Below are 26,358 nucleotides of genomic sequence, written 5' to 3'. Positions count from 1 at the left end.
CAGTGACGGTTGAGGACAAGTATCAAAGATTAAAAGAGATATTGGGGAATATGGAAAATATCGCAATTGCCTATTCTGGCGGTGTGGATAGCACATTTTTATTAAAGGTTGCGATCGATGTCTTAGGTAAGAATCATGTTGTCGCTGTAACCGCTGATTCAGAAACATACCCTTCAAGTGAACTGATCGAAGCAAAAACATATGCCAATAACATAGGAGCGACTCATTATGTTGTGCAAACATCTGAATTAGCGATTCCGGGTTATCAGGATAATGATAAAAACCGTTGTTACTTTTGTAAATCTGGGTTATTTGACGAATTAATTCCCTTGATTTCGGAAAAGGGATTTGAAAACCTTACGCTTGGTGTTATCGCCGATGACATGAGTGACTATCGTCCCGGTATCCAAGCTGCCAAGGATTATGGTGTCAGAGGGCCACTAGCAGAAGCGGACCTTTATAAGGATGAAATTAGACAATTATCTAAACAACTGGATCTGCCTACATGGGATAAGCCATCCTTCGCTTGTCTATCATCACGCATTGCCTATGGCGAGAAGATAACGAAGTCTAAACTCACAAAGGTTGAAAAGTCAGAGGCTTATATTAAGCAATATGGAATTAGGCAAGTTCGTGTCCGTACGCATGAAACGATTGCAAGAATTGAAGTTGAACCACAGGATATGGCGATCGTTTTGAGTCATCATGAAGAGATTACGAGAAAGTTAAAATCATTTGGATATACGTATGTCACGCTGGATTTAAAAGGTTATAAAAGTGGCAGTATGAATCAAGCGATTGCTGAAAACGTCAATTCATAAGAGAGGAACTAATTCATAGTGAGTCATCGCTTTAATCACCGATCGGAACATATTGATCAAGACATGGTTCAAATGGAAGTTAACCTTGATGATGCTAATGGTGAATGGCTGGGTTACGTTATGGATCTATTATTTGCGGCTGGCGCCAATGATGTCTTTTATGCGCCCATTTTCATGAAAAAAAATCGTCCAGGCGTTCGTATGCAACTGTTATGCCATTGTTCAAAGTTAGAGACTTTAAAGGAAATTATTTTTAAAGAAACGACGACTCTGGGGATTCGATATTATCCCATTCATGTTCACCGGTTAGAACGACAATTCAAAAAGGTTGCCACAAAATGGGGCGATATTGTTGTGAAGGAAGCATGTTTTCAAGGTGAGGTTGTTCAAGTGACCCCTGAATATGAAGATTGTCGCGCGATTGCTGAAAAATATGGCATCCCTCTTAAAAATATTTACCACGAAGCAATACTTCAGATGAATCAAGATGAGTATGAATAGATATTGATTTTGTTAACTAAGGGAGCATTCCTGTAAGGAAGAAAATTTGAAGGGAACTCAACGAAAATGAAAAGTGCATAAAAAAAGTCCCCTTGGTACGATAGAGAGTGTCATGCATGACCTCGAATTGAGTACCGAAGGAGGACTTCTACAATGGATTTTACACAAAATAATCGATTAGCGCAAATCAACGAACAAACATTAATTATCGGGGTTGATGTGGCGAAACGCAAACACGTGGCCCGTGCGATAGATGATCGTGGTCGAGATCTTGTCAAACGGCTGGTATTCACCAATTCGCTGCAGGGATTCTCAAATCTTATCGAATGGGCTGAGAACTTGTCCGAAAAATACGCGCGCTCCAACATCATCGTTGGGATGGAACCAACGGGCCATTACTGGCTGAATTTAGCCTATCACTTGAAAGGCCAGGCGTTTCAAGTGGTTGTCGTCAATCCGATGAAGGTCAAGCGATCCAAGGAATTGGATGATGACTCACCAACGAAAAACGATACAAAAGATGCCAAAGTCATCGCCCAGGTCGTGCGTGATGGCCGTTATCATGAACCTACATTACCGGAGGATGTGTACGCTGAATTACGGGAAGGCATGAAACTCTATGATATCATCCAGGAAGATATGTCCTCGATCAAAGCCCAAATGCATAATGCGCTTGATCGATACTTTCCAGAGTTTCTTGATGTCTTTAAGGACTGGTCCGGGAAGGCTGCCCTTCATCTATTGGAAAGAGGCTATATGCCAGAAGATATCCGTAAAACTTCGGAAGAAGATTTGCTTCTGGAAGTCAAAGAGGCTGCCAAACGCGGTGTGGGTATCAAACGCATACAGGCCCTAAAACAGGCAGCTGATGACAGTGTTGGCCTCACAGTGGGATTACGCATGGCACGTCAGGAAATTCGTTATTTGATTGACCAGTATAAGGCTCTTGAAGAACGTCTAATCGCTCTTGAAGCACAACTCGAAGAAATCATTCTTCACGTTCCGGGGTCCGATCAAATGATGGCGATTAAAGGCGTAAGTGCCATGACCGTGGCTGGCTTTTTCGCTGAAGTTGGTGATTTATCGAACTATCGGGATCCACGCCAAGTTATCAAATTAGCGGGACTCAATCTAAAGATGAATCAATCAGGATTATTCAAAGGTCAAACGACCATCACCAAACGGGGCCGGAGAAGACTGCGAAGTTTATTGTATCAAGTGGCACGCCCATTATCGTTACACAATGAAGGTTTCAAGCAGCTTCATTATTACTATCGACATCGGCCCAATAATCCGCTAACAGGCAAACAATCGTTTATTGCGCTAAGCAGAAAACTCATCAAAATCTTTTATGTATTAGGTACACGAAAGTGTACGTTCAGTGAAGAACGCATGCTTCGTGATATCCCAATGATTTCGACATTACAGGAAGTCGCTTAACAAGACGTACAGACATCGTTTTGAAACATCTTTTGACAATTGAAGCACGGAGAAGCCGGTCGTTATTTCATCCATTAGGGCATAGACCCGCCAAGGGAGCATTTCCGGCATCCACCATGGTTAGGTCGAACGAAGGAATTTGCGCGCATAGACGCCGAGAGACATGGGAGGGTCCACCGCCATGTAAAAAGTGGAGATCCAAGGTGCGATCATAAATCTAGATTATCCATTTAATGGTATTTTGCCATTAAGGTTTATTCAGTCTCATGCCTGAGTTCCATATATATCATTAGTAGGAAATAATAGGACTAAAAACAACCGTGGACTTTGATTGATCAAAAAGAAATATGGAGAAAAACGGCGAAATTCTAAGAAAACCTTAATTTAAAGAGGGAGTGATTTAATTGGATATAGGTTTTATTACTGTCTTAGCATTTGGATTTTTCTTAGGTCTTAAGCATGCTATCGAACCTGATCATGTGATTGCTGTAACAACGATCGCTAGTAGAAGCAAGAACATCTTTAACGCTTCTCTAGCGGGTTTATTTTGGGGGATCGGCCATACGGCCACGATTTTTGTTGTTTCCATTCTTTTTATTTTATTAAAGACAACCATCCCTGAAGCTGTTGCTCAGTGGTTAGAGTTTTTAGTGGGTGTGATGATTGTATTTTTAGGAGTTTCTGTAATTGCAAAGAAAGGGAAGCCTTCAAATCATCATGAAGCAACGGTGAATGCTTCTTCTAAATTCAAGTCCCTGATTATTGGTATTATTCATGGTCTAGCGGGAAGTGGCGCCATGATCTTATTGACAGCATCAACGGTGGATAGCTTGCCCATGGCTGTCGTATATCTATTGATTTTTGGGTTGGGAACCGCGACAGGAATGGTGCTATTCACGATGATCATAAGCTTACCCTTTGTTTTATCAAAGTATAGGACGCTGAACCGGAGACTCGTTCAACTGACCGGTGTTTTAGGGGTTAGTTTCGGGGTGTTCTACATGACATCATCTTTTATTTAATGGCACTTTTTATAAACTTTGTGGTTATTTGAGAGGAGGGGTTGATTTCCGCTCCAGGATGCTCGCTTTCCGCGGGGCGGGCGGTGAGCCTCTGCGGCGCTCTGCGCCTGTGGGGTCTCACCTGTCCCGCTGTTCCCGCAGGAGTCTCGCACCTTCCGCTCCAATCAGCGATTTTTGGTGCTATAGCTTTCATAAATCAAACAACAATCTTTCAGAAAAGGTCTTTTATACATCGTACTTAAGCGACAAGTGACTTGCTTTTTAATCTACTAAAATTTAGGTGATTGCATGGATAACATGATTGATAACATTTTGAATGATGTTAAGGAAGGAACAATGACTCCAGATCAAGCTAAAAAGGAATTGAAAACTTATGAGGATCTCGGCTTTGCGAAATTAGATATTCATCGAAGCAAACGTCAGGGTTTTCCTGAGGTTGTGTTTGGTGAGGGAAAAACGGCTGAACAAATCACCCAAATTATTCAATCCCTTGGAGAGATGGGTGAGCCCATTTTGGTGACACGTGTTAGCGATGATAAAGCGAAATCTGTTTTAGACCATTACCCAGAGCTCGAACATCATTCGACAGCCCGGACACTTGTTCAGCACAAATCTAATGCTAGTTTGGACAAAGATCGACAAGGAAGCATTTCTATTCTTTGTGCCGGGACTTCTGATCTTCCTGTGGCCGAGGAGGCTGCGGTAACAGCCGAAGCGATGGGGGTCAATGTCAAACGGTTTTATGATGTCGGGGTATCAGGTCTTCACCGGTTAATTGATCAAATTGATACGATCCGTCAAGGACATGCGACCGTGGTTGTTGCGGGGATGGAAGGTGCCCTCCCGAGTGTCGTCGGCGGTCTGGTCTCACATCCCGTTTTTGCTGTTCCGACTAGTGTCGGATATGGCGCTCATTTTAATGGGGTATCGTCCTTGCTTTCGATGCTTAATGCATGTGCCCCTGGCATTAGTGTGTTGAATATCGATAATGGTTTTGGTGGCGGCTATAATGCTGCTTTAGTTAATCGTATGTTATCCGAAACACAGAGGGAGGGACGATCCATATGAAGACGCTCTACTTTGATTGTTTTTCTGGCATCAGTGGAGACATGACGATTGGTGCTTTGATTGATGCTGGGGCCGATCCATATAAGATGGCAGATGAATTGAAGAAACTCGCGATCCAGGATGAATATGAGTTATCCTGGCAAACGGTGAATAAGAATGGCATCACGAGTACGACATTCGATGTCATATTGAGTGAATCCCATGACTCCCACCATCATGGTCACCATCATCATAGGCACCATCATAGACATTATAGCGATATTGTTGACATGATCCATCACGCTGATTTTGATGAGACGAGTCAACAATTGGCTCTCGCTATGTTCAAAGTTATTGGTGAAGCCGAAGGTAAAATACATGGTATACCGCTTGAAAATGTTCATTTCCACGAAGTTGGCAGCATTGATTCTATCATCGATATTGTTGGAACGGCCCTGTTAATCAGTCAAATTCAACCGGATTATATCATGTCGTCATCTATACCACCGGGGTATGGCAGCGTCCATATTGACCATGGTATATACCCGGTACCGGCCCCGGCTACGTTGGAAATTTTGAAGGGAATTCCCCTTCAATCGAAAGACGTCTGTGCTGAGTTAACAACGCCAACGGGAGCTGCGATGATTTCTGTTCTTGTTGATCAATATGGTCCGTTTCCGTCAATAACGACAGATCACATTGGTTATGGAGCTGGAACGAAAACGTTTGATACGCATCCCAACGTTTTAAGGATCGTCATCGGTCATTAAGGTCGGTCAACTCATTTTTAATACCTTAGGACATCCCTTTGATCAAGTCCGTCGTGGCGGGCATCAAGGGGATGTTGTTTTTGAATAATAAAAAAATTCATCATTTAATTGCAATGATACTGTTGACTGAAGTCAGAAAATAAATTATTATTTAAATTGCATCCTGGATCCAGGATGCAGCATGCAATTGAAAGGAGGGTAGAAGATGAGCGAACTGTCTGTGTCACAGCCATTATATCAACAAGCGTATGAAAAAATTAAACAAACCATTCTTACTGGTGAAATCAGTCCGGGATCTAAGGTTGTTGTAACGAAATTGGCTGAGGCGTATCAAATCAGTCGCACACCTCTCAGAGAGGCGCTCCGTCAACTTCAAAACGAGGGGCTGCTTATACAAGATCAATCGGGGACATCGGTTGTTCAATTGGATCGAAAAGATTATGAAGAGTTATGTCACTGTCGGCTAATTTTGGAAAGACAGATTATTCAATTAGTTGTCAATGAGATTGAAGAGGAGAAGGTCGCTGAGGCCGAGGAAGTCGTCAATAAGGCTGAACAGTTAGTTGATTCAGGGAAACATCTGGATATATTAAAGTATAACACTCGGTTCCATGAAATTTTGATTCACTCATGTTCTAACAGAAGGCTCATTCAATTGTTAGAGCAAGTCCGTTCCCTACTGTTAATATATCGGGCTAATATTCTTAAGTATAGAGAACACAATTTAAATATTAATCAAGAACATAGAGAAATATTTGAAGCTGTTAAAGAAAGAGATGTGAGCAGAGCAGTAGAAGCGATTGAATGTCATTTAAAGAATGACCAAAATCGTGGAAGCGGCGTGTTCGAAAAAAGTTGACAGCTCGGATCGGTGCCAAGCGTGATTTGAAATGTAAGAAAAGTAGAAGGCCTGAGGAAAAGACCTTCTAACATCAGAAAAAATGGGTTGTAAACTGTGAGTTTGCGGGAACTCAGTGAACACCCTTTGTAAAAGAATAACACAATCTGTCTTTTAATCCTAATATTTTGCTGTATTAAGACTTTATCGATCCTATCATAGAACCTTAAAATGCTTATTTTGAAAACGTTTACAAATATATCCGGAGGTGCATAGCTATGTTAGCTTTAGAAGGTATTCGTGTTCTTGACGCCTCACAGATCATGGCAGGTCCGTATTGTACCATGGTGCTTTCTGATATGGGAGCCGATGTGACAAAAATAGAAAAAATCAATGGTGGCGATGATTCTCGTCAAATGGGTCCCTATGTTAATGGAGAATCAACGTGCTTCTTTCAAATTAATCGCAATAAAAAGAGTGTCGGCCTTAATTTAAAAGATGATCAAGGGAAGGCCATCTTTTATCAACTCATTAAAGAGTCAGATGTCTTTGTTGAAAACTATCGTCCGGGTGTGACGAAGTCGTTAGGTATTGATTATGACACCGTCAAAGAAATCAATCCTGGCATTATCTATTGTTCCATTTCGGGTTATGGGCAAACGGGTCCTTATTCGCACAAGGGAGGCTTCGACCTTGTCGCACAAGGGATGAGCGGCATCATGAGTATGACAGGGGAACCAGGCAAACGGCCGCAGAAATCAGGGATCGCTGTTTATGATATTGGTGCAGGTATAACGGCTGTTTATTCAATTCTAGCAGCCTATATCCATAAGACAAAGACAGGAAAGGGTCAACTCGTGGATGTTTCACTCGCCGAATCAGGATTACCATGGTTCACATGGGAAGCGGCCGCTTATTTCGCTAATGGTACCATTCCTGAACCCACTGGGTGGCGGCATAGAGTTTCAGCTCCATATCAGGCACTTAAAACAAACGATGGTTATATCATGCTAGGTTGTGCTAACCAGAGAACTTGGGAGAAGTTTTGCCATCACGTCATTGAGCAACCTCAGTGGATTGAAGATGATCGCTTTTTAACCAATACCGATCGACATCATAATGTTGAAGCGTTAGAAGCACTCATAGAACAGATCTTAGTGAACCAAGATTCAATTTATTGGTTAGATAAATGCGAAGATGCAGGTGTTCCCGCGGGGCCAATTAATAATTTTGCGGAAGCTGTCCAAGATCCGCATTATAATGAACGGGATATGATTCAGGAGCTAGATCATCCTGTGATGGGTAAAATGAAGACCATTGGTATACCATCCAAGTTTTCCGAAACACCAGGTAAAATCAGTACTCCTGCACCGACACTTGGTCAACATACCGAAGAAGTGTTAGCTTCTTTAGGTATTGAAAAGGAACAATTTGAACAATTACGGGAGCAAAAAGTGGTCACTGACAGTACTTTCGACAACACTTTAAATTAAGAGCGGAGGGAAAGGATATGGACAATCAGATTGTCTTTTTAGATAAAAGTAATGAAGTCGCTACCATATATATTAATCGGTCAGAAAAAAGGAATGCGTTAAGCTATGAAATGTGGCTTAAAATTTCTGAATTGGTCGAACAATGTCGAGTTGATCCTGATATCAAAGTCGTCATTTTTCGGGGCGTTGATCGTACCGCCTTTTCTGCAGGCGCCGATATCAGTGAATTTAAGACATTGCGTTATAGTGCAGAAGGAGCTGACAAATATAACAGGGCAACCCTGGAAGCAGAAAAAGCCATTAAGCAATTAACTAAGCCGACGATCGCGATGGTTCAGGGTTATTGCGTCGGGGGCGGATGCGAAATTTCCATTGCCTGTGATTTCCGCTTCTCAGATACTAACGGTCGGTTCGGTATCACACCGGCAAAATTGGGTTTAGTCTATAATCTTCCCGGCACGAAAAATTTAATGGACTTAGTGGGTCCGGCAAAAACAAAGGATATTCTGTATACTGGCCGTCTTCTGGAAGCTGATGAGGCCTTGAGTATTGGGCTCATTGACCGTGTTTATGGCCCGGATGACATCGAGGATAAAACCTATGAATATGCTTATATGATCTGCCGTAATGCCCAGTTTGCTGTGAGAGGCTCCAAGGTTGTTATCAATAAAGCACTAGAGGGTGAAGTGGAAGATACTGATGAGATTGCGGATCTCGTTCTTGATTCGTTTGAAACCGATGATTACAAGGAAGGCGTTAAATCATTTTTGGAGAAACGGAAGCCAAATTTCCAATATTCATAAGCTAAAGGAGGAAAGAAACATGAAAAAAGCCAGTCTTTTCATCCTAACATTGGTATTAGTATTCGGGTTAGTCTTGCAAGGATGTAGTAGTACAACGAATGAGGGTAACAATTCGGGTAATGACAACGGTCAATCAAGTGGTGATTATCCTGAAAGGGATATCACAATTGTTCTGGGTTGGGGTGCTGGAGGTGGAACGGATAGCTTTAGTCGCGCCATTGCGAAGCCTCTCAGTGACAATCTAGGCGTTAACGTTAATGTTGTTAATAAACCAGGAGCATCTGGATCTATTGCAGCCGATTACGTCAGCAAGCAACCGGCTGATGGCTATACATTTTGGGCGATGACAACCCAATATCCGATTAATTTGGCCTATGGAAAAGCCTCACATAAGTTATCAGAATTTAAGCCGATCGCACGTGTTCAAAATGATGTTATGACCCTTCAAGTTAAAGGGGGCAGCAAGTATCAGGATATTGACAAGTTAGTTCAGGCAGCTAAAGACAATCCGGGAGACATTTCAATTGGCGGAAGCGGATCAACAGGATTGTACGCATCGAATGTTAAATTTTTAGAAGATGCTATAGGGGCTGATATTAACTACGTTCCCTATTCAGATGCGGGTGAAATGCACGCGGCCTTGTTAGGCGGACATATTGATGCACAAGTAGAAGAGATTGGACCGAACATTTCACAGATCAAAAAAGGAAAAATTGATGTGAGTCTCGTTTTTGCTAAAGAAAGATTGGAAGATTACCCAGATGTTCCTACAACAGTGGAAGAAGGATGGGACTTAACGGCAGGTATGGGCAGAGGATTGATGGTGAAAAAAGGGACACCTGATAAAGTCGTCAAAGCCATACAGAAGGCTGTAAAGGAAGCGCAGGAAGATGAAGGCTACCTTGAGTATGAAAAGAATAACCTTCTGGACTTAAGGGAAGGTTGGCTGGATTCGGAAGGATTTGGCAAGTTACTCAATGATATGCTTGGTACTTATAAGGATCTCGCAAAAGAAGAATCATCTCATTAATCATTAAGAATAGCTTGGGAGATTGGGAACCAAGTAAAAATATAGCCCTTATCGTGTGATTGTTGCTATTTGAGAGAAGGGGTTGATTTCCGTTCCGGGCAGTCGCTTTCCGCGGGCAACGCTTCAGCCTCCTCGGAAGAAAACCACTTCCTGCGGGGTCTTCAGCTGTTGCTTTTCCCGCCGGAGTCGACGGCCCTTCACTCCAATCAACGCTTGTATTTAATTAGGCAAAATCACTTTTATAAAGTGGTTAAGCACAATACCAGCGGAGGAAATACACGGAGACTCCTGCGGGACAAGTGGCCAAAGTGAGACCCCGCAATGCAATCAAGGATGATCAGCTAAATGCGTCACGTCCTGTGACAACGCTGATCCTACCCACATCAATCCACCCCAAAAAGCAAAAATCGCTTTTCGGGGACCCCGGGTGTGGGCATGAGGCTCAAGCCATGCCCGCGGAAAGCGTCCGCCTAGAGTGGAAATCAACAGGCCAAGCACACTGACAAATGTTTTTATCTTAACTTGTTCCCATCTCCCATGATTCTTTTTTTGAGGTACCAAGTATAAGTCATCTTTCAATGAGAAAGTAGGGTTGAAGTTATGTCAAATTTGATGATCGCAGTGGTGACGATTTTGTTTTCTGGTTTTTATCTTAGGCAAACATTCACAACTGCAGGGCCTGGAAGTCAGGATAAGTTCATTGATTCGATGTTTTGGCCACAACTTTTGCTATGTCTCATGTTGCTGTTGGGGTTTGTTCTTTTACTGAAAGCTGTAAGAGAGATAAAGCAGGAAAAGGGATATGTGGGCGGAGAAACAGAGGCATCCGGCGATGAGAGCAGTGAAACGGCTTTATTTAAACATAGATTTTGGCTTGTGTTTATAATCATCCTTCTTTATGTACCAGCGATTCAAATATTGGGGTTTGTTATAGCCACGCCTATTGTTATTTTATTAACCGCCGGAATCATGGGAATGGTAAAATGGCGCAACCGTATCGTTACGGCTGTTATAGCTAGTGCCTGTCTAATCATGATATTCCCTATTGCTCTGAATGTCCCAATGCCAAGAGGAGCTGGTCTATTTAGAGGCTTAAGTCTGTTTTTCTATTAATTGCTCTGTTAATACACTCTGATAACTGAATATTAAAAGGATTGTGGCATTCTAGACGATAAGGAGGGCCATTATGATTGAAGGTTTGCTCGGCGGACTAGGCAGTGTCTTTCAACCTATCCATTTAGTCATGTTGTTTTTAGGAATTTTTCTTGGATTTTTAGGGGGGGCTATCCCGGGGATTAGTGGCACCATGTTAGTGATTATTCTGTTACCACTATCTTACGGATTGGATCCGGGTTCTGCATTTTTGTTGTTAACAGCTATTTATGCAACTTCTGTTTTTTCAGGTTCAATCAGTGCCATATTATTTAGAACACCGGGGGCACCCGAAGCTGTGGCTACAGTGTTTGATGGATATACGATGGCCAAAAAGGGGCAACCAGGAAAGGCCCTAGGGACTTCTATATTCAGTTCGGCCATTGGCGGGATTATAGGAACGATCATTTTGATATTCTTAACGCCCCTGTTAGCCTCAATAGCTCTTGAATTTGCTTCACCGGAATATTTCGCCTTAGCATTGCTAGCTTTAACCGTTGTTGCATCATTAAGTGGTGGCAACATTGTTAAGGGGGCAATCGGTGTTTTATTTGGGTTATTTATTGCTACGATTGGTATTGATCCGATTTCAGGTGCAAGTCGTTTTACCTTTGGATCAAATAGTTTAATGGCGGGGCTGGATTTTATTCCTATATTAATTGGACTATTTGCTATATCTGAAGTCTTAAGGAAGGCACAAGAAAATCATTCGTTAGGCAAACTTATGAAAAAGATATCAACTCGTTTACCTGATAAAAAAGTTGTGAAAAAAATTCGAGGCATTATTGGTCGATCATCTATCTTGGGTGTTTTTATCGGTATTTTGCCGGGCGTTGGTGCAACAACAGCCTCCATGCTGAGTTATAGTGCTAATGTTCGCTGGTCAAAGAAGCCTAAACAATACGGTACAGGCATTCCAGAGGGCATTGCAGCACCGGAATCGGCAAATAATTCTGCAGCCATGGGGGCGATGGTACCTTTACTGGCTCTTGGTATACCTGGGAGTGCGACGACGGCTGTTCTTCTAGGTGCCTTTATATTACATGGGATTCAACCAGGCCCGCTCTTATTTTCGAACGAGACAACACTCGTCTATACCATTTTTGTCGGGCTGTTATTGGCTAATATTGCTATTATTTTATTGGCGAAGCCATTTATCAAGGGCTTTTCGCAAATTGCTAAAGTGCCTTACTATATCATTGGTCCGCTCATCATTATTTTTTGTATGATTGGATCATATGCTGTTCGTAACTCGATGCTTGATGTTTGGGTGATGGTCGGTTTCGGTATCTTAGGGTATTTGTTAGAGAAAGCTGATTTTCCGCTTGCTCCTATTGTGTTAGGCGTTGTTTTAGGGCCTTTGACAGAAGAACAATTTCGACGTTCTTTGCGCATGTCCAATGGGGATTTCAGTATTTTCTTCACACAACCCATTAGTGCAGTTTTATTAGTACTGTGCCTAATAAGTGTTCTCTTCCCTATCATCAATAACTTTCGAAAAAAGAGACAAGCGACTTCTTCTATTGATTCGGATGAGACTATAAGTCAATAACATTAATTAAAGAGGTGTTGCCGTCATGATTTATTCTTATAATGAGAAAGAACCACACATCCATTCATCGGCTTATATTGCTCCTGGCGCCCATATTATTGGTGATGTCGTTATGGAAGACAATACGACGGTTTGGTTTAATGCTGTTTTACGAGGAGATCATGAAAGAATTACCATAGGAAAAGGCTCTAATGTGCAAGATGGCACCGTCGTCCATGTGGATGAAGGGTATCCGCTAACCATTGGAAGACAAGCTACGATTGGACATAATGTGACATTGCATGGATGTGAAGTCAAGGATGGTGCTTTAATTGGCATGGGGGCTACCGTCCTTAACGGAGCCGTTATAGGTGAAGGTGCTTTGGTTGCCGCTGGTGCATTGGTACCTGAAGGAAAAGTGATCGAGCCCGGAATGTTAGCTGCCGGAGTACCTGCTAGAGCTGTGCGCAGGCTTTCTGATGAAAATATAGAGCGTATAGCCAAAGGGGCGCAAATCTATATCGATAGCGGTCAGCACTATAAGCAAGAAGGTATCATCGATCCATCACTTCAGGATGACTGAATGAGGTGCTGTTTGGTGATGGCGCAAGGTTACTGTCAAGTTTAATGACTGATCTACTATATGTATCCCTTAAAGAAGGTCCCTATCCAAATGTATCTGCGTTATATTTGGATAGAGGATCTTCTTTTTCGTTAGTATGACAAGAGTGAATTCTGTTAATTTTTAAAAATAATTGACATATCAGAATTGATCTCTTAGTATAAATGTAGAAATAAAATAAAACTGAGTTTTATAATATAAAACAATGAATACGTTTACATAAATCACTGAACGAAAACAAAGTCGTTAGTTATTTTTTTATCCATATTACAAAACTGGGTTTTATATTGTAAAACAAAGGGAGGAGAATCAATGAAAAAACTGGCTTTTTTTCTTGTACTAACGATGATGGTATTTATTATTCTTGCAGGTTGTGGAGATGAGCATGCGGGGTCTGGGGCATCTCAAGGCAAAACGATCACCTTAAAGGTGGCCAATTACTTTGCGGCTAGTCATCCACAAAACGTCGCCTTGAAGGAAAAATTCAAGCCTTTAGTTGAAGAGCAATCGAATGGAAAAATCAAGGTGGAAATATATCCTAATAATGAATTAGGGGCTGAGCAGGAATTTTATGATGGTGTTCGTAACGGAACAATTGAAATGGGTATTCCTGGTATGATTATGCAGAATACGTTACCCAAAATGGGGGTTCCCGAATGGCCATTTTTATTTGAAGACTTTGAACATGCCAAAAAAGTATTAACTGGAGACCTTGGAGATGAACTTTTAACCAATTTAGAGGACAAACACGGTGTTCATCCTTTGGCCTGGAGTGCAAATGGGTTTAGGATGTTTTCAAGCCGTGATCCAGTTAAAAGCATGGAAGACTTTGATGAGCTTCGTTTAAGAATGCCGAAAATTGATTCGTATATTGACGTGGGAAAATCTCTAGGGGCAAATGTAACGCCCATGCCTATTTCTGAAGTCTTCTCAGCATTAGAACAAGGTGTTATTGATGGGCAGGATAATCCGATTGCAACGGTTCGGGCATCAAAGTGGTATGAAGTTCAAGGGTATGAATTAGAATCGCGTCATATGTTTAGCCCAAACTTGTACATTATTAATAGTCAGTTTTGGAATGGACTGTCAGACAAACAACAAAGGATCATTCAAAAGGCAGCGACAAAATCAGCCAATTATGAGTGGCAACTTTTATCTAAAAGTTATCAAGAAGATAAAGCATTCTTGAAAAAACATGGGATGAAGTTTGTTACACCGAGCAAAGCGTTCAAGCAAAAAATGAAGGAAGCGGTCCAGCCGCTTTATGAAGAACACTATCAAGAGTACCCATGGGCAAAGGATTTAGTTAATAGAATCAAAAAGGCTGCGGATTAATGGGGGGATACAGATGTTAAATAAGACGGGAAAAGTGTTGTACCATACGTTAGGTATTACCATATTTATTTGTATAACCGTTATGTTTGTGCTTGTATTTGCAAATGTCATTTTACGTTATGTGTTCAACTCTGGAATCACTTGGTCTTCTGAACTATCACGTTACTTATTTGTCTGGTTGGTCTTTTTAGGTGCTATTGCAGCTTTAAAAGATAACATGCATTTGAGTATGGATATTGTCACTGATCTTTTACCTCCAAAGGTCAAAAAAGGATGCTTTGTTGTTAGTAATCTCGTTGTCTTATATGTATTATGGCTTTTCTTTAAAGGAAGTTGGTCAATGACATTTTTGACAATATCACGCCTCTCACCGGCGACGAAAATACCGCTTGGCCTGATATATGGAATTGGTATTGTATCAAGCATTGCTATGGGTGGGATTGTTTTAGGCAGGCTCTTTCAAACAATTTTCAAAGGTAAATATAATTTCAAAGAAAGTTCTGAGCAGACGAAGCCATTAGATCAACCCCATTCTAAAGTAGGGAACTATTAAGGAGGTGAAAACCAATGGCATTAAGTTTATTCTTAGGATCGCTTTTTGGCGCATTAGCCATCGGTGTACCTATAGCTTTTGCGTTAATTGTCAGCGCAATCGCATTAATGTACTTACTGGGAATGTTCGATAGTCAAATTATTGCACAGAATTTAATTAATGGAGCCAACAGTTTTTCATTAATGGCCATTCCTTTTTTTATTCTAGCTGGAGAACTGATGAATGCTGGAGGGATTTCTAGAAGAGTTGTTAATTTTGCAATGGCGTTAGTCGGACATATTAGAGGCGGACTCGGATTTGTGGCTATTATTGCGAGTATTCTGTTTGCTGGACTATCAGGGTCCGCTGTTGCGGATACAGCAGCATTAGGGGCTATTCTTATCCCAATGATGACCGCACGAAGTTATAACAGGTCAAGATCTACAGGTTTGGTCGCGGCAGCGGGGATTATAGCCGTTGTTATCCCGCCGAGTATACCTATGATATTATTCGGTGTCACTGGCAATGTGTCGATTTCACAATTATTTATGGGCGGGATTGTTCCGGGAATCATGTTAGCTCTAGGTTTAGGTATTGTATGGTATTTCATTTCTAAAAAAAGTGATGAAAGCGATTTACCTGAGCGAAAAAGTCTTAAGGAAGTTTGGGAAGCCACGAGACCGACGCTTTGGGCTTTAACATTGCCGATTATAATTATAGGCGGGATTCGCGGAGGTATTTTTACACCGACAGAGGCGTCTGTGGTTGCTGTTTTTTTTGCATTAGTCATAGGTGTATTTGTCTATCGAGAACTAAAAATAAGTGACTTATACGACGTTTTTTTATCTGCTGCCAAGACTACGAGTGTTGTTATGTTAGTCGCAGCAGCAGCTATAGTGGCTGCTTGGCTAATTACAGTAGCCCATGTCCCACAAGATATGGCGCATTTATTAGAACCGTTCATGGATAGCAGGATTCAATTAATGCTTGTCATTTCCATTCTCATTCTAGCGGTGGGTTGTGTCATGGACCTCACCCCAGCTATTTTAATATTTACACCCGTACTTCTCCCGATCGCTGAAATGGCCCATATTGATCCTGTCTATTTTGGGATTGTGATCATCATAAACCTCAGCGTTGGGTTAATCACGCCACCCGTGGGAACCGTTCTATATGTAGCCTGCGGTATTAGTAAAATAAGTATAGTGGAATTGACGAAGGGGATTTGGCCCTTCTTGTTGGTCCATATCGTTGTTCTCTTTTTACTTGTTATGTTTCCACAAATTGTGACCGTTCCGTTAGGCTGGTTTACTTAATCTAAGAGATTCTATTATTAAAGTAATGAAAGGACGTATTCACATTGAAAAAATGGAAAGTCGTTGTATCAGATTGGGAGTTTGAAAGTTTGAATTATGAAAGCGATATATTGAATCATGAACAGGTTGAATTCGTCCCTGCACAATGTAAGACAGAACAAGAGGTCATCGAAAATTGTTGGGACGCTGATGCCATTATTAATCAATATGCTCCTATGAGTAAAACCGTTATTGATGCATTGGACCATTGCAAAGTCATTGCCCGTTATGGTGTCGGCGTCAATACGATTGATTTGCCGGCGGCAACAGAAAAGGGCATTTGTGTAACGAATGTTCCTGATTATTGCATGGATGAAGTATCGGATCATGCCCTTGCTCTCATATTAAGCTGGGTTAGAAAGGTCACTTTTACTAATAACAGAACAAAGGCATATGACTGGGATTTCAAGGTATCTCGACCGATTTATCGCCTGAACGGGCGAATGCTAGGGCTTGTCGGACTTGGGAAAATTCCGCAAAGATTGTCCGAAAAGGCTCAAGCATTGGGGTTAAATGTGGTTGCCTATGATCCTTACATGTCAGAGGAGTTCGCTAGCCAACTCAATGTTCAACTCGTTTCATTAAGCGAATTATGTAAGAAGGCTGATATCATCTCGGTTCATACGCCATTAACGAATGAGACCCAGGGACTTATAAGTCAACCACAATTTGAAGACATGAAAAAAGAAGCTTTCATTGTCAATACATCAAGAGGTCCTGTGATTGATGAAGATGCTTTGGTGGAAGCATTGAGGACTCACTTGATCGCAGGTGCCGCACTAGATGTTGTAGAGGAAGAACCCATCAGTCAGGAACACCCACTTTTGCAAATGGAAAATGTCATACTAACGCCACATATGGCCTGGTATTCAGAACAGGCCGAGATGGAAATGCGTTCAAAAGTGGCAATGGGAATTGTCGACGTTCTTTTATATGAACAATATCCCAAATATTTAGTCAACAACCAAGTGATAGACAAACGGTTTCTTCAAATGCATGAGGGTGAAAAGCGATATGAAATGATAGCCAATAAAATGGAGGGTGTTAAATGAAAAAGGGAATAAAACCATTAATAGCGAGTTTGATGCTTCCAAGTTTGCTTATGCTTGGTGCATGTGGCAATAACACCGACCAAACAGGCGGAGAGGGAAAGAGTGATTCCGGCATTCAGAAACGTACGCTTCGCGCTGGAATTGGATTGCCAAAAGAGCATCCTGAGGGGCAAGGATTAGTTAAATTTAAAGAACTTGTCGAGGAAAAAACCGACGGAAAAATAACGATTGAACCTTATTTTAATGCGCAATTAGGTGATGATCAAAAAATGGTCGGAGGTCTACAGGCAGGCACCCTAGATATTACAATTCCATCGACTTCACCCCTAGTGGGTACAGTCAAACAATTTGGCATTTTTGATTTTCCGTTTCTTTTTAATAACGGAGAAGAAGCTGATGCCATTCTTGATGGACCCGTCGGAAAAAAGGTACTAGATAAGTTGCCCCAACACGATTTAGTGGGTTTAGCGTATTGGGAAAATGGGTTTAGAAATTTGACCAATAGTGTCCATCCCGTTAGTAGTATAGAAGATTTTGATGGGTTGAAAGTCCGGACGATGCAGAATGAAGTACATTTAGATGTGTTTAAAAAGCTCGGTGCCAATCCAACACCTATGCCTTTCTCGGAAGTGTTTACGGCTTTGGAAGGTCAAACCATTGATGGGCAAGAGAATCCTTTAGCGACTATACTATCCAACAAGTTTCATGAGGTTCAGGATTATCTGAGTTTAACGAAGCACGTCTATACGCCCTTTGTATTCTTAATGAGTCAAATGACGTGGGAGCAACTATCGGAGAAAGAGCAGACCATCATAAAGAATGCGGCGGTAGAAGCTGGTCAATATCAAAGAAAAGCGAATCGAAAGGCGAATAAGGAAGCCCTTAACAAACTAAAAGAAAAGGGGATGAAAGTTAACGAATTGCCACAAGAAGAGAAAAAAGAGATAAAGACATTGATTCAACCTATCATAGATAAGTATTCAAAAAAATATGGTGAGGCGTTATATCAGCAGATGAGTGAGCAGCTTGAGACAATCCGTAACAAATCTGAGTGAGGAGCATTCCTGTATGGATACTGTAAAACAACTGATCCAAGATGTACCGATCCCAAGAATGTCTAAGGTAAGGCAAATATTTGATGATACGGGCATTCCCAATGTGGAAAGTGAAGTACGAAAGCAGTTTCAGGAATCCGAGGTTTTGGAGTCAATTTCAAAGGGGGATAAAGTGGCAATTGCTGTTGGCAGCCGTGGCGTAGCAGATATTCCCACTCTAACGAGAGAAGTCGTCAATGCGATTAAGTCAGTAGGCGGGGATCCGTTCATTGTACCAGCCATGGGGAGTCATGGAGGTGCCACTGCTGAAGGTCAATTAGGTGTTCTCAAACAATTAGGCGTCACTGAAGCATCTGTCCATGCGCCCATCCGTTCAAGTATGGAAGTCGTAGAGGTCGGTAGACTATCAAATGGACTGCCCATCTATATCGATAAGAACGCTTATACCGCAGATAAGATTGTTGTTATCAATAGAGTTAAACCGCATACGGCTTTTCGAGGAAAAGCTGAAAGCGGACTTTTGAAAATGATAACCATCGGCCTTGGAAAACAAAAAGGCGCTGAAGCTGCTCATTCTTACGGCTTTAAATATATGGCAGAACATGTTCCAGAAATGGCAAAGATTGTTTTACAAGAAACACCGATTATATTTGGGTTGGCTACCGTGGAAAATGCTTATGATCGACCGGCTAAAATCCGAATGATTCCTGCTCATAAAATGGTCGAGTTAGAACCAGATTTGTTACTTGAAGCTAAGACATTGATGCCAAGTATTCTATTTGATCCGATTGATGTATTAATTGTTGATGAGTTAGGTAAGGACATTTCCGGAGACGGGATGGATCCAAATATAACGGGTAGGTACCCGACACCATATGCGAGTGGCGGTCCAAGTGCAAAAAGAATTGCAGTACTTGGGCTGACGGAGAAAACCCATGGCAATGCCAATGGCATTGGCCTAGCCGATATGACGACGAAAAAAGTCTTTGAAACGATTGATCTTGAACAAGGCTACGCTAATGCTTTAACAAGTACTGTGGTGGGTACTGTAAAAGTTCCGATGGTTCTTGATACTGAGGAGCTAGCTGTAAAAGCCGCTATTAAAACAAGCAATGCTTTCGATCTTCATAAGATTAGAATGGTTCGGATCAAAAATACACTTGATATTAAAGAAATAGAGATATCTGAGAGTCTTGTGCCAGAGGCAAGGACAAAATCAAATATTGAATTACTTACGGAACCGAATACAGCAAAATTTCTCAGCTCATCATAGCCAATCAAGGTCATGATCCATTCCCGTGGCCATAAGATTTAAAAAGGAAGGAATGATTGATGTGGATCAAACAAGACAAAAGATCGCAGCGTTGGGGTTCCCTAGCTCTGACTGCAACGATCTTCCAAGTTCAACTAAAGTGTTCCCAGACGGTGCCCAATACCGAATTGAAATACCTAGTGTAGAGGGAACAAAATCGTTGGAAGCGGTTCTTGAAGCTTCTCAAAATTATGATGTTCCGATTCACCGGGTTTCACAGGGGAGCGGCATCATGCTGTTAACTGATGACGAACTTAATGATATGGTCAGTCTGTCTAAAAGGGAAAGCCTGGAGGTGAGTTTGTTTGTCGGTCCACGCGGTACATGGGACATTACAGCCATGCCATGGTCGAGCGGCGGTAAGATATTGGGCCAACGTGTGGAAGGCATCGATCAACTCGTCTATGCTATTGAAGATATTAAACGGGGGTGTGAAGCAGGACTCCGCAGTATTCTTGTTGCTGATGAAGGGCTTTTATGGTTGGTTCATGAATTTAAAAAGCTGGGTGAACTCCCAAGTGACTTGATCGTCAAAGTCTCTGTCCAAATGGGCCAATCCAATCCTGTGTCCATACGAATGATTGAGAATATAGGGGCTGGAACGTTTAACGTCCCCACTGATTTGACGCTTTCCCGGCTTGCGGCGATACGCCAGGCGGTGGATATTCCATTAGATATTTATGTTGAAGTTCCCGATGATATGGGCGGTTTCATTCGTCATTATGATATTCCGGAGATCATCAGGGTAGCAGCACCTGTGTATATTAAATTTGGCTTGCGGAATGCACCCAATATTTATCCATCAGGTACACATCTTGAAGAGACTTCAATGACTTTATCAAAAGAACGTGTGCGCCGGGCCCGGATTGGATTTGAAATGATACAAAGATATGCACCCTATTTAAAAACGTCAAAACGGGGCGCTGAAGGACTGGCTGTTCCTGCTGAAGGCAGCTTGGCATCGTCATAGTAGTACCAAATTCCTGTGTCCGGATATAAAAAATCAGTCAAGGATGTGATAATATAACCATAGACCTATTTTATAAGGATGATTCAAATGCCATTAATCCAATCTGTAGAACGAGCACTTACTATATTAGATTTATTTGATGAATATGCACCGGAGCTTAAAATCACTGAAATTAGTGAGCGGATGCACCTTAACAAAAGCACGGTCCATTCATTACTGAAGACGCTAGAGAAACATGGTTATATTGAAAAAGAGGCTGATAATGGTAAATACAGACTAGGTATGAAGTTGTTTGAAAGAGGCAACTTTGTCGTTTACAACCTAGATATTCGATCCGTAGCCAAAAAATATTTATTAGATCTTTCGATGAAAACAGGTCACACCATCCACCTTGTGATTTTAGAAGAAAAAGAAGGCGTCTATATTGATAAAGTTGAGGGGACATCAGGCAATGTTCAGTATTCACGTATTGGCCGGCGGGCCCCAATTCATAGCACAGGAGTCGGTAAGATACTGGTTGCTTTCAAGAAAGAGGATGAGATTGCCAATATATTAGACGGTTATATATTTGAAAAACGAACTGCCAATACTTTGACGAATCAACAAGACTTTCTTAACGAATTGGACAAAATTAGAAACCAGGGTTATGCAATCGATCATGAAGAAAATGAACCAGGGATATGCTGCATTGCTTTTCCGATTCATAATCATACAGGTGAAGTGATCGCTGCTTTCAGTCTCTCAATGCCGACGCCGCAACTCAATACGGATCAATTAAACGCAATGACCTCAATGATGCAAGATACTGCAAAGCAAATTTCTAGACAGATGGGCTACAAGCCGGAGCTGAACCTATAAAGATCATCATTTTAATACAAATGGGTTCTTTATGTTCATATATTAAAATTGAGTTCTATATTATAGAACTGTTAGGGGGATAAGATGAGAATCGTTCGATTTCTTACTGACCATCGTACGGCACAATTAGCTGTTGTTTCTGATCAAGATCTTGTCTATCAATTACCGTTTACCGATTTTCTAGACTTCATCAAGCATAGTCGGCAAAAACAGGAGACACCCAAGGCTTTGGTACAAAACATTATCCAAGATTCCCTTCCATTGGAGACGAAGCTGAGTGAATTAGACTTACTTGCGCCGATTGAGGCAAAGGAAGTTTGGGCCGCTGGTGTCACTTATGAACAAAGTAAGCAAGGTCGAAACTATGAGGCCACTGGTGGAAAAGGGGGGGCACCAACTTTTTACGACAAAGTCTATGATGCCGAAAGACCTGAAATTTTCTTTAAGTCAACTAAGGAAAGAACCATTGGCCCTGAAGACAGCGTTTATTTACGAAGCGATTCGAATTGGCAAATTCCTGAACCCGAACTGGGGCTGGTTCTAGATGATGAAGGGGAAATTCTCGGATTTACGGTCGGCAATGATATGAGCTGTCGTGATATCGAGGGAGAAAATCCACTATATCTGCCGCAGGCCAAAGTTTGGCGGCACTCTTGCTCAATTGGCCCGGCCATTCGATTGGCAGAAACGGTAGAGGATCCTTATGGATTCCAAATTATCTGCCGCATTTATCGGGATCAAGTGAAGGTTTTCGAGGATACGGCTGATACCAGCCGATTGAAAAGAACATATGAGGAGTTAAGCACTTACCTTGTGAGGGATAATACCGTATTCAATGGTACTGTGTTATTAACGGGCACAAGTATCGTTCCGCCAAATGATTTTACACTTCAAGATGGGGATCAGATTGAAATCGATATCCCTGGCATCGGTTGTTTGATTAATCCAGTAAAAATGCAAGCAAATCAACTCTCAAAAACGATGAAACAATAATAGAAAGGATGAAAGCTATGACTGTTGAGACAAAAATTCAAACATTTCAAAACTATATTGGTGGTCAATGGACGCAGGCGGCATCTGAAGATGTTAAAGCTTGCATGAATCCGGCCCATCAACATGAGGTTGTCGGGTATATTCAAAACTCCTTAGCCGAGGACGTTGATCATGCAATAGAAGCGGCGCATAAAGCTAAGAAAAGTTGGCGCAAATTAGCCGGTGCTGCAAGAGGTGATTATCTTTATAAAATCGCCGCTGCGATTGAAGCAAGACACGAAGAGATTGCCCAAACAATGACGAGAGAAATGGGGAAAACGTTACCGGAAGCTAGAGGTGAAACGTCAAGAGGTATTGCGATTTTAAAATACTATGCCGGCGAAGGGATGCGGAAAACAGGCGATGTGATTCCCGCCAGTGATAGCAAGGCGTTGCAGTATACCAATCGTGTTCCGCTCGGTGTTGTTGGATTGATTACGCCTTGGAACTTTCCAGTGGCCATTCCATTGTGGAAGATGGCACCGGCCCTCATTTACGGAAATACAGTTGTCATTAAACCCGCTCATGATGCTTCAGTGACTGCGGCCAAATTGATCGAGTGTGTCGAACAAGCGGGATTACCTGCCGGTGTTGTTAACTTGGTCACTGGATCAGGATCGGTCGTTGGGCAACGCATCATCGATCACCCTGAAATTAATGGCATCACGTTCACAGGCTCTAACCAAACAGGAAAGAGGGTTGCCCAAGGGGCCGTTGCACGAGATGCGAAATATCAATTGGAGATGGGCGGCAAGAATCCCATTATTATTGCGGATGATGCCGATCTTGATGAGGCTGTCGAAGCGACACTCAGTGGCGGTCTTCGTTCAACAGGTCAAAAATGTACCGCGACAAGCCGAGTCATTGTGCAGGAAGGAGTCTATGAAGCCTTCAAGAGCAAATTAATCAGTCGAACGAAAGCATTGACGGTTGGCGATGGCATGAAGGAAGACACCTGGATGGGTCCAAGTGTCAATGAGGCTCAGCTTAATACCGTACTTTCCTATATTGATCAAGGAAAAGCGGAAGGCGCGACTCTGCTTCTTGGTGGGGGTAAACCTTCAGATCCAGAGTTACAGGATGGCTTTTTTGTCGAGCCGACGATTTTTGAAGACGTTAACCCCAATATGACAATCGGACAAGAAGAAATCTTCGGCCCTGTTTTAGCTCTAATGAAGGTAGATACGATTGAAGATGCCTTAGAAGTGGCCAATCATGTTGCGTTTGGCTTGAGTGCTTCGATTTTTACTAAAAATATCGAGAATGCTTTCGAATTTGTTGAAGACATTGAAGCGGGTCTTGTCCGTGTTAATTTTGAAACAGCTGGTGTTGAACTTCAGGCGCCATTCGGCGGAATGAAGGGATCTAGTTCCGGTTCGCGTGAACAAGGCACAGCGGCGATCGAGTTTTATACATCCATCAAGACGGTGTATGTGAAACCATAGTTTTCTTAGCACTCAAGGAAAGGGTTTAACACTTTCTTTGAGTGCGGCCTTGATTCTAAATCACTTTTCTTTAAATTATTGGAGGGCTGGACCTATGTTGAGACCAAATAAAGAGCCAAAGATCACTATTGATAATCCCCATAATCCTTATCGGCACAATGTACAAGGAAAGGCGAATGAGCCGATTACGGTGGCCGGATTACTAGATCGTGCTAAGAGCGTCCTGGAAGATCAAAAGATCCAGGCTGATTGGACATTAGGGGAGATTTATAATCGGTTGGAGAAAAACGCGCCCCGGATTGCCATTATTGGCGGTTCATCCGATCATCCCGCTCATATTCTTGATATGCAAACCGTTTCCAAGGCTGCGATTAAAATATGGCAAGAAGGCGGTGTTCCATTCTATTTTAGTACACCGGTATTATGTGATGGGACAGCACAAAGCAATATGGGGATGTCTTATTCCTTGCAGAGCCGAAACGCGATTGCTGAAATTGTGGTTAATCAAATGGAGGCTCACAGTTATCATGGGGCTTTTGTCATTCAAGGTTGTGATAAGCAGCCTCTGGGTGTACTAAGCGGTTTAGCTTTATTAGATCGTACCCGGCGCCTGCGTGGTGAGGCACCCGTGTTTGCTTCTTTCGCACCGTCGCATGTATTACAGGGCGGAGAAATTCCACCGCAGTTACAAGATGATTTGCGCGCCGTCGCTGATAAAGCTGTACGCATGGGCTATCAAAATATATCTGATGACATGCATGATGCCTTAGACTATATCTTGCAGTGCAGTTCAAATACACAGTTCCAAGGGGTTTTGCTACGAGCTGTTGAGAACGAAATTATCACTCATGAGGAGCAAAAGGCGTTTGAAAAACAATTGGCTGTTAATACGTGTGATGCTTCAGGAGGCATCTGTGCCTTTCACGGTACAGGGAACAGTTCTAGAGATATTATGGCAGGGTTTGGATTAGCTCATCCGAATTTAGAACTTTTGATTGAACCGCCAACACAAGAACAGTTGAATCCAGCTATTGAATCGTTATTCTCAATCGCCAATCGCCCGGAATGCAGTGTGGGAGAGCTGGTTGGCCATAATATAAAGAATGCCATTCGCATTCATAGTTCTGGCGGAGGCTCATCCAATTTAATGATGCATATTGTGGGGGCGATGATTTATGCCGGTTTCGATTTTAATTTGTGGGATGTTGAAAAGATTCATCAAGAACACCCCATCCCTGATTTGCTCGATTATAGTTTGACAGAGGGTCGGGATATCTATGTATTAGCACAACAGACTTGTTCAGGTATGATTCGCGGGATGGAGACCCTCTTTTATGAGCTTCTAGAAAATGACGTGCCTATGGATGTCGATGCCATGACAGTGACTGGTCAGACATGGAAAGAAAGGCTCAGCGATTCAAACGGATTAAGTGCAGACGGCGTTACAGACAATCCAATTATTCTCAGCCAACCCAAGCGTCAATTTAGTGGCGTCGATGTCTTGCGTAGCAACTTTTTTGAAAGCGCTGTCGTTAAAATAAGCGGTATGCCGACTGAGCAGGTCGACCAGTTTGATGAGAAGGTATCGTTTGTCGTATATTTTGAAAACGAGGAAAAGGCGAATGAACAACTCTTAAATGCTGAGATGTTAGATGAACTAAGAGATCAAAAGACCTTCTCACAGCAGCATCTATTGCAAATGTGGGAGCATAATCAGCCGCAGACGTATTGGGAAGCCCAATCATTATCTTATAATGAGCTATTCGATCGCATGGTAGATGATGACATATTAAGACTGGCGATCATTATTGCAGGGCAGGGACCTGAAGCGTTTGGTATGCCTGAAATGTTCACACCTATGCAGCATATTAATGCGAATCGTCAACTGCAGCGATTAGCGACACTAATCAGCGACGGTCGTTATTCTGGTGTGTCATACGGTGCCGCTATCGGACACATGACACCGGAAGCGTATAAAGACGGTGATATTCTATACTTACAACAAGGTGATTTGCTTCATTTGCGCTTTCGTTCCAAACGTATTGATTTGTTAGATAGTGAAGCATTTGCCCAAGGAGATATCATGCCGTATCAAGGTGACTTGCGAACGGAACGGCAACAGCTTGGTGACCAAAGAAAGGACACCATGAAAAAGCGCCAAAAAACAGTGGCAGCATCCAATCGCCTTGTGGGCTGCACTGACGCTTCAGAAGGGGTTGTCCCTATGGCGGTTAAAGTCGATGCAGATATTCCCTTTTCTATACCTGCAACAAAATTATAGTGGGGTTGTGAGCCGTATCCCTAAAGGATTTCGGGAAAAGATGAATTGAAAGCGATTAAGA

The 26,358-nt window shown here is 42.2% G+C and carries 25 protein-coding genes; 24 read left to right on the top strand and 1 reads right to left on the bottom strand.

Features of this window, described 5'->3' with window-relative positions:
• The first annotated feature begins 2 nt into the window (after positions 1-2).
• From larE to B9Y89_RS05595, 10 genes are all read left to right on the top strand, one after another.
• On the top strand, positions 3-821 hold the full coding sequence (larE, locus tag B9Y89_RS05645; protein ID WP_254901186.1) for an ATP-dependent sacrificial sulfur transferase LarE: 819 nt from the start codon (positions 3-5) through the stop codon (positions 819-821).
• A 15-nt stretch (positions 822-836) separates the two neighbouring features.
• Positions 837-1,322 (top strand): nickel pincer cofactor biosynthesis protein LarC2, encoded by a 486-nt coding sequence (gene larC / locus B9Y89_RS05640; protein WP_085522254.1) that lies wholly within the window; start codon positions 837-839, stop codon positions 1,320-1,322.
• A gap of 153 nt (positions 1,323-1,475) precedes the next feature.
• The gene (locus tag B9Y89_RS05635) at positions 1,476-2,762 is read left to right on the top strand and encodes an IS110 family RNA-guided transposase (RefSeq protein WP_085520704.1); all 1,287 of its coding nucleotides are present in this window, start codon (positions 1,476-1,478) and stop codon (positions 2,760-2,762) included.
• Positions 2,763-3,166: 404 nt separating this feature from the next.
• Positions 3,167-3,784 (top strand): HoxN/HupN/NixA family nickel/cobalt transporter, encoded by a 618-nt coding sequence (locus tag B9Y89_RS05630; protein ID WP_085522253.1) that lies wholly within the window; start codon positions 3,167-3,169, stop codon positions 3,782-3,784.
• Between the two features lie 288 nt (positions 3,785-4,072).
• Positions 4,073-4,852, top strand: a complete 780-nt coding sequence (gene larB / locus B9Y89_RS05620) for a nickel pincer cofactor biosynthesis protein LarB (RefSeq protein WP_085522251.1) — start codon at positions 4,073-4,075, stop codon at positions 4,850-4,852.
• Positions 4,849-5,601: a nickel pincer cofactor biosynthesis protein LarC gene (gene larC / locus B9Y89_RS05615; protein WP_085522250.1), complete on the top strand. Its 753-nt coding sequence runs from the start codon at positions 4,849-4,851 to the stop codon at positions 5,599-5,601. The genes larB and larC (B9Y89_RS05615) overlap by 4 nt, the downstream gene beginning before the upstream one ends.
• Before the next feature lie 205 nt (positions 5,602-5,806).
• Complete coding sequence (locus B9Y89_RS05610; protein WP_085522249.1) at positions 5,807-6,460, top strand: GntR family transcriptional regulator; 654 nt, start codon at positions 5,807-5,809, stop codon at positions 6,458-6,460.
• A 257-nt stretch (positions 6,461-6,717) separates the two neighbouring features.
• A complete protein-coding gene (locus B9Y89_RS05605) occupies positions 6,718-7,932 on the top strand; it encodes a CaiB/BaiF CoA transferase family protein (RefSeq protein WP_085522248.1) in 1,215 nt (404 codons plus the stop codon).
• A gap of 17 nt (positions 7,933-7,949) precedes the next feature.
• Entirely contained in the window at positions 7,950-8,735 is a 786-nt protein-coding gene (locus B9Y89_RS05600; protein ID WP_085522247.1) for an enoyl-CoA hydratase-related protein, read from the top strand.
• 19 nt (positions 8,736-8,754) lie between these two features.
• Positions 8,755-9,765, top strand: a complete 1,011-nt coding sequence (locus B9Y89_RS05595) for a tripartite tricarboxylate transporter substrate binding protein (RefSeq protein WP_176222118.1) — start codon at positions 8,755-8,757, stop codon at positions 9,763-9,765.
• Positions 9,766-10,092: 327 nt separating this feature from the next.
• On the opposite strand, the gene B9Y89_RS05590 is transcribed toward B9Y89_RS05595, so the two are convergent.
• Positions 10,093-10,326, bottom strand: a complete 234-nt coding sequence (locus B9Y89_RS05590) for a hypothetical protein (protein WP_085522245.1) — start codon at positions 10,324-10,326, stop codon at positions 10,093-10,095.
• A gap of 39 nt (positions 10,327-10,365) precedes the next feature.
• On the opposite strand from B9Y89_RS05590, the gene B9Y89_RS05585 reads away from it, so the two are divergent.
• From B9Y89_RS05585 to B9Y89_RS05520, 14 genes are all read left to right on the top strand, one after another.
• Positions 10,366-10,878, top strand: coding sequence for a tripartite tricarboxylate transporter TctB family protein (locus B9Y89_RS05585; RefSeq protein WP_085522244.1), 513 nt, complete (start codon positions 10,366-10,368; stop codon positions 10,876-10,878).
• Positions 10,879-10,951: 73 nt separating this feature from the next.
• The gene (locus tag B9Y89_RS05580; protein ID WP_085522243.1) at positions 10,952-12,469 is read left to right on the top strand and encodes a tripartite tricarboxylate transporter permease; all 1,518 of its coding nucleotides are present in this window, start codon (positions 10,952-10,954) and stop codon (positions 12,467-12,469) included.
• 25 nt (positions 12,470-12,494) lie between these two features.
• Entirely contained in the window at positions 12,495-13,031 is a 537-nt protein-coding gene (locus tag B9Y89_RS05575) for a gamma carbonic anhydrase family protein (protein ID WP_085522242.1), read from the top strand.
• Between the two features lie 351 nt (positions 13,032-13,382).
• Positions 13,383-14,405, top strand: a complete 1,023-nt coding sequence (locus tag B9Y89_RS05570) for a TRAP transporter substrate-binding protein (protein WP_085522241.1) — start codon at positions 13,383-13,385, stop codon at positions 14,403-14,405.
• Between the two features lie 13 nt (positions 14,406-14,418).
• Positions 14,419-14,958, top strand: coding sequence for a TRAP transporter small permease (locus tag B9Y89_RS05565; RefSeq protein WP_085522240.1), 540 nt, complete (start codon positions 14,419-14,421; stop codon positions 14,956-14,958).
• 14 nt (positions 14,959-14,972) lie between these two features.
• Positions 14,973-16,253: a TRAP transporter large permease gene (locus B9Y89_RS05560; protein WP_085522239.1), complete on the top strand. Its 1,281-nt coding sequence runs from the start codon at positions 14,973-14,975 to the stop codon at positions 16,251-16,253.
• 44 nt (positions 16,254-16,297) lie between these two features.
• Positions 16,298-17,344 (top strand): C-terminal binding protein, encoded by a 1,047-nt coding sequence (locus tag B9Y89_RS05555; protein WP_085522238.1) that lies wholly within the window; start codon positions 16,298-16,300, stop codon positions 17,342-17,344.
• On the top strand, positions 17,341-18,399 hold the full coding sequence (locus B9Y89_RS05550) for a TRAP transporter substrate-binding protein (protein WP_085522237.1): 1,059 nt from the start codon (positions 17,341-17,343) through the stop codon (positions 18,397-18,399). The genes B9Y89_RS05555 and B9Y89_RS05550 overlap by 4 nt, the downstream gene beginning before the upstream one ends.
• A gap of 13 nt (positions 18,400-18,412) precedes the next feature.
• Positions 18,413-19,672 carry a nickel pincer cofactor-dependent isomerase, group 22 gene (locus tag B9Y89_RS05545; protein WP_085522236.1) on the top strand — a complete coding sequence of 420 codons (1,260 nt, stop codon included), beginning with the start codon at positions 18,413-18,415 and terminating at the stop codon, positions 19,670-19,672.
• 61 nt (positions 19,673-19,733) lie between these two features.
• Positions 19,734-20,681, top strand: coding sequence for a U32 family peptidase (locus B9Y89_RS05540; RefSeq protein ID WP_176222117.1), 948 nt, complete (start codon positions 19,734-19,736; stop codon positions 20,679-20,681).
• 87 nt (positions 20,682-20,768) lie between these two features.
• On the top strand, positions 20,769-21,539 hold the full coding sequence (locus B9Y89_RS05535) for an IclR family transcriptional regulator (protein ID WP_085522235.1): 771 nt from the start codon (positions 20,769-20,771) through the stop codon (positions 21,537-21,539).
• Positions 21,540-21,623: 84 nt separating this feature from the next.
• Positions 21,624-22,532, top strand: coding sequence for a fumarylacetoacetate hydrolase family protein (locus tag B9Y89_RS05530; RefSeq protein ID WP_085522234.1), 909 nt, complete (start codon positions 21,624-21,626; stop codon positions 22,530-22,532).
• Between the two features lie 17 nt (positions 22,533-22,549).
• Positions 22,550-24,016, top strand: coding sequence for an alpha-ketoglutaric semialdehyde dehydrogenase GucD (gucD, locus tag B9Y89_RS05525; RefSeq protein WP_085522233.1), 1,467 nt, complete (start codon positions 22,550-22,552; stop codon positions 24,014-24,016).
• 94 nt (positions 24,017-24,110) lie between these two features.
• Complete coding sequence (locus B9Y89_RS05520) at positions 24,111-26,297, top strand: dihydroxy-acid dehydratase domain-containing protein (protein ID WP_085522232.1); 2,187 nt, start codon at positions 24,111-24,113, stop codon at positions 26,295-26,297.
• The last annotated feature ends 61 nt before the right edge of the window (positions 26,298-26,358 follow it).

The organism is Tuberibacillus sp. Marseille-P3662, assembly GCF_900178005.1.
GTDB lineage: Bacteria > Bacillota > Bacilli > Bacillales > Sporolactobacillaceae > Marseille-P3662.
This window is presented reverse-complemented; position numbering and strand designations above follow the sequence as displayed.

What these genes read in the sequence shown, in the direction of transcription:
- B9Y89_RS05550 (WP_085522237.1), top strand. Translation starts at nt 17,341, where the DNA reads ATGAAAAAGGGAATAAAACCATTAATAGCGAGTTTGATGCTTCCAAGT.
- B9Y89_RS05575 (WP_085522242.1), top strand. Translation starts at nt 12,495, where the DNA reads ATGATTTATTCTTATAATGAGAAAGAACCACACATCCATTCATCGGCT.
- larB (WP_085522251.1), top strand. Translation starts at nt 4,073, where the DNA reads ATGGATAACATGATTGATAACATTTTGAATGATGTTAAGGAAGGAACA.
- B9Y89_RS05570 (WP_085522241.1), top strand. Translation starts at nt 13,383, where the DNA reads ATGAAAAAACTGGCTTTTTTTCTTGTACTAACGATGATGGTATTTATT.
- B9Y89_RS05530 (WP_085522234.1), top strand. Translation starts at nt 21,624, where the DNA reads ATGAGAATCGTTCGATTTCTTACTGACCATCGTACGGCACAATTAGCT.
- B9Y89_RS05600 (WP_085522247.1), top strand. Translation starts at nt 7,950, where the DNA reads ATGGACAATCAGATTGTCTTTTTAGATAAAAGTAATGAAGTCGCTACC.
- B9Y89_RS05520 (WP_085522232.1), top strand. Translation starts at nt 24,111, where the DNA reads ATGTTGAGACCAAATAAAGAGCCAAAGATCACTATTGATAATCCCCAT.
- B9Y89_RS05535 (WP_085522235.1), top strand. Translation starts at nt 20,769, where the DNA reads ATGCCATTAATCCAATCTGTAGAACGAGCACTTACTATATTAGATTTA.
- B9Y89_RS05595 (WP_176222118.1), top strand. Translation starts at nt 8,755, where the DNA reads ATGAAAAAAGCCAGTCTTTTCATCCTAACATTGGTATTAGTATTCGGG.
- B9Y89_RS05635 (WP_085520704.1), top strand. Translation starts at nt 1,476, where the DNA reads ATGGATTTTACACAAAATAATCGATTAGCGCAAATCAACGAACAAACA.
- larC (WP_085522250.1), top strand. Translation starts at nt 4,849, where the DNA reads ATGAAGACGCTCTACTTTGATTGTTTTTCTGGCATCAGTGGAGACATG.
- B9Y89_RS05565 (WP_085522240.1), top strand. Translation starts at nt 14,419, where the DNA reads ATGTTAAATAAGACGGGAAAAGTGTTGTACCATACGTTAGGTATTACC.
- B9Y89_RS05580 (WP_085522243.1), top strand. Translation starts at nt 10,952, where the DNA reads ATGATTGAAGGTTTGCTCGGCGGACTAGGCAGTGTCTTTCAACCTATC.
- B9Y89_RS05605 (WP_085522248.1), top strand. Translation starts at nt 6,718, where the DNA reads ATGTTAGCTTTAGAAGGTATTCGTGTTCTTGACGCCTCACAGATCATG.
- B9Y89_RS05545 (WP_085522236.1), top strand. Translation starts at nt 18,413, where the DNA reads ATGGATACTGTAAAACAACTGATCCAAGATGTACCGATCCCAAGAATG.
- B9Y89_RS05560 (WP_085522239.1), top strand. Translation starts at nt 14,973, where the DNA reads ATGGCATTAAGTTTATTCTTAGGATCGCTTTTTGGCGCATTAGCCATC.
- B9Y89_RS05585 (WP_085522244.1), top strand. Translation starts at nt 10,366, where the DNA reads ATGTCAAATTTGATGATCGCAGTGGTGACGATTTTGTTTTCTGGTTTT.
- gucD (WP_085522233.1), top strand. Translation starts at nt 22,550, where the DNA reads ATGACTGTTGAGACAAAAATTCAAACATTTCAAAACTATATTGGTGGT.
- B9Y89_RS05610 (WP_085522249.1), top strand. Translation starts at nt 5,807, where the DNA reads ATGAGCGAACTGTCTGTGTCACAGCCATTATATCAACAAGCGTATGAA.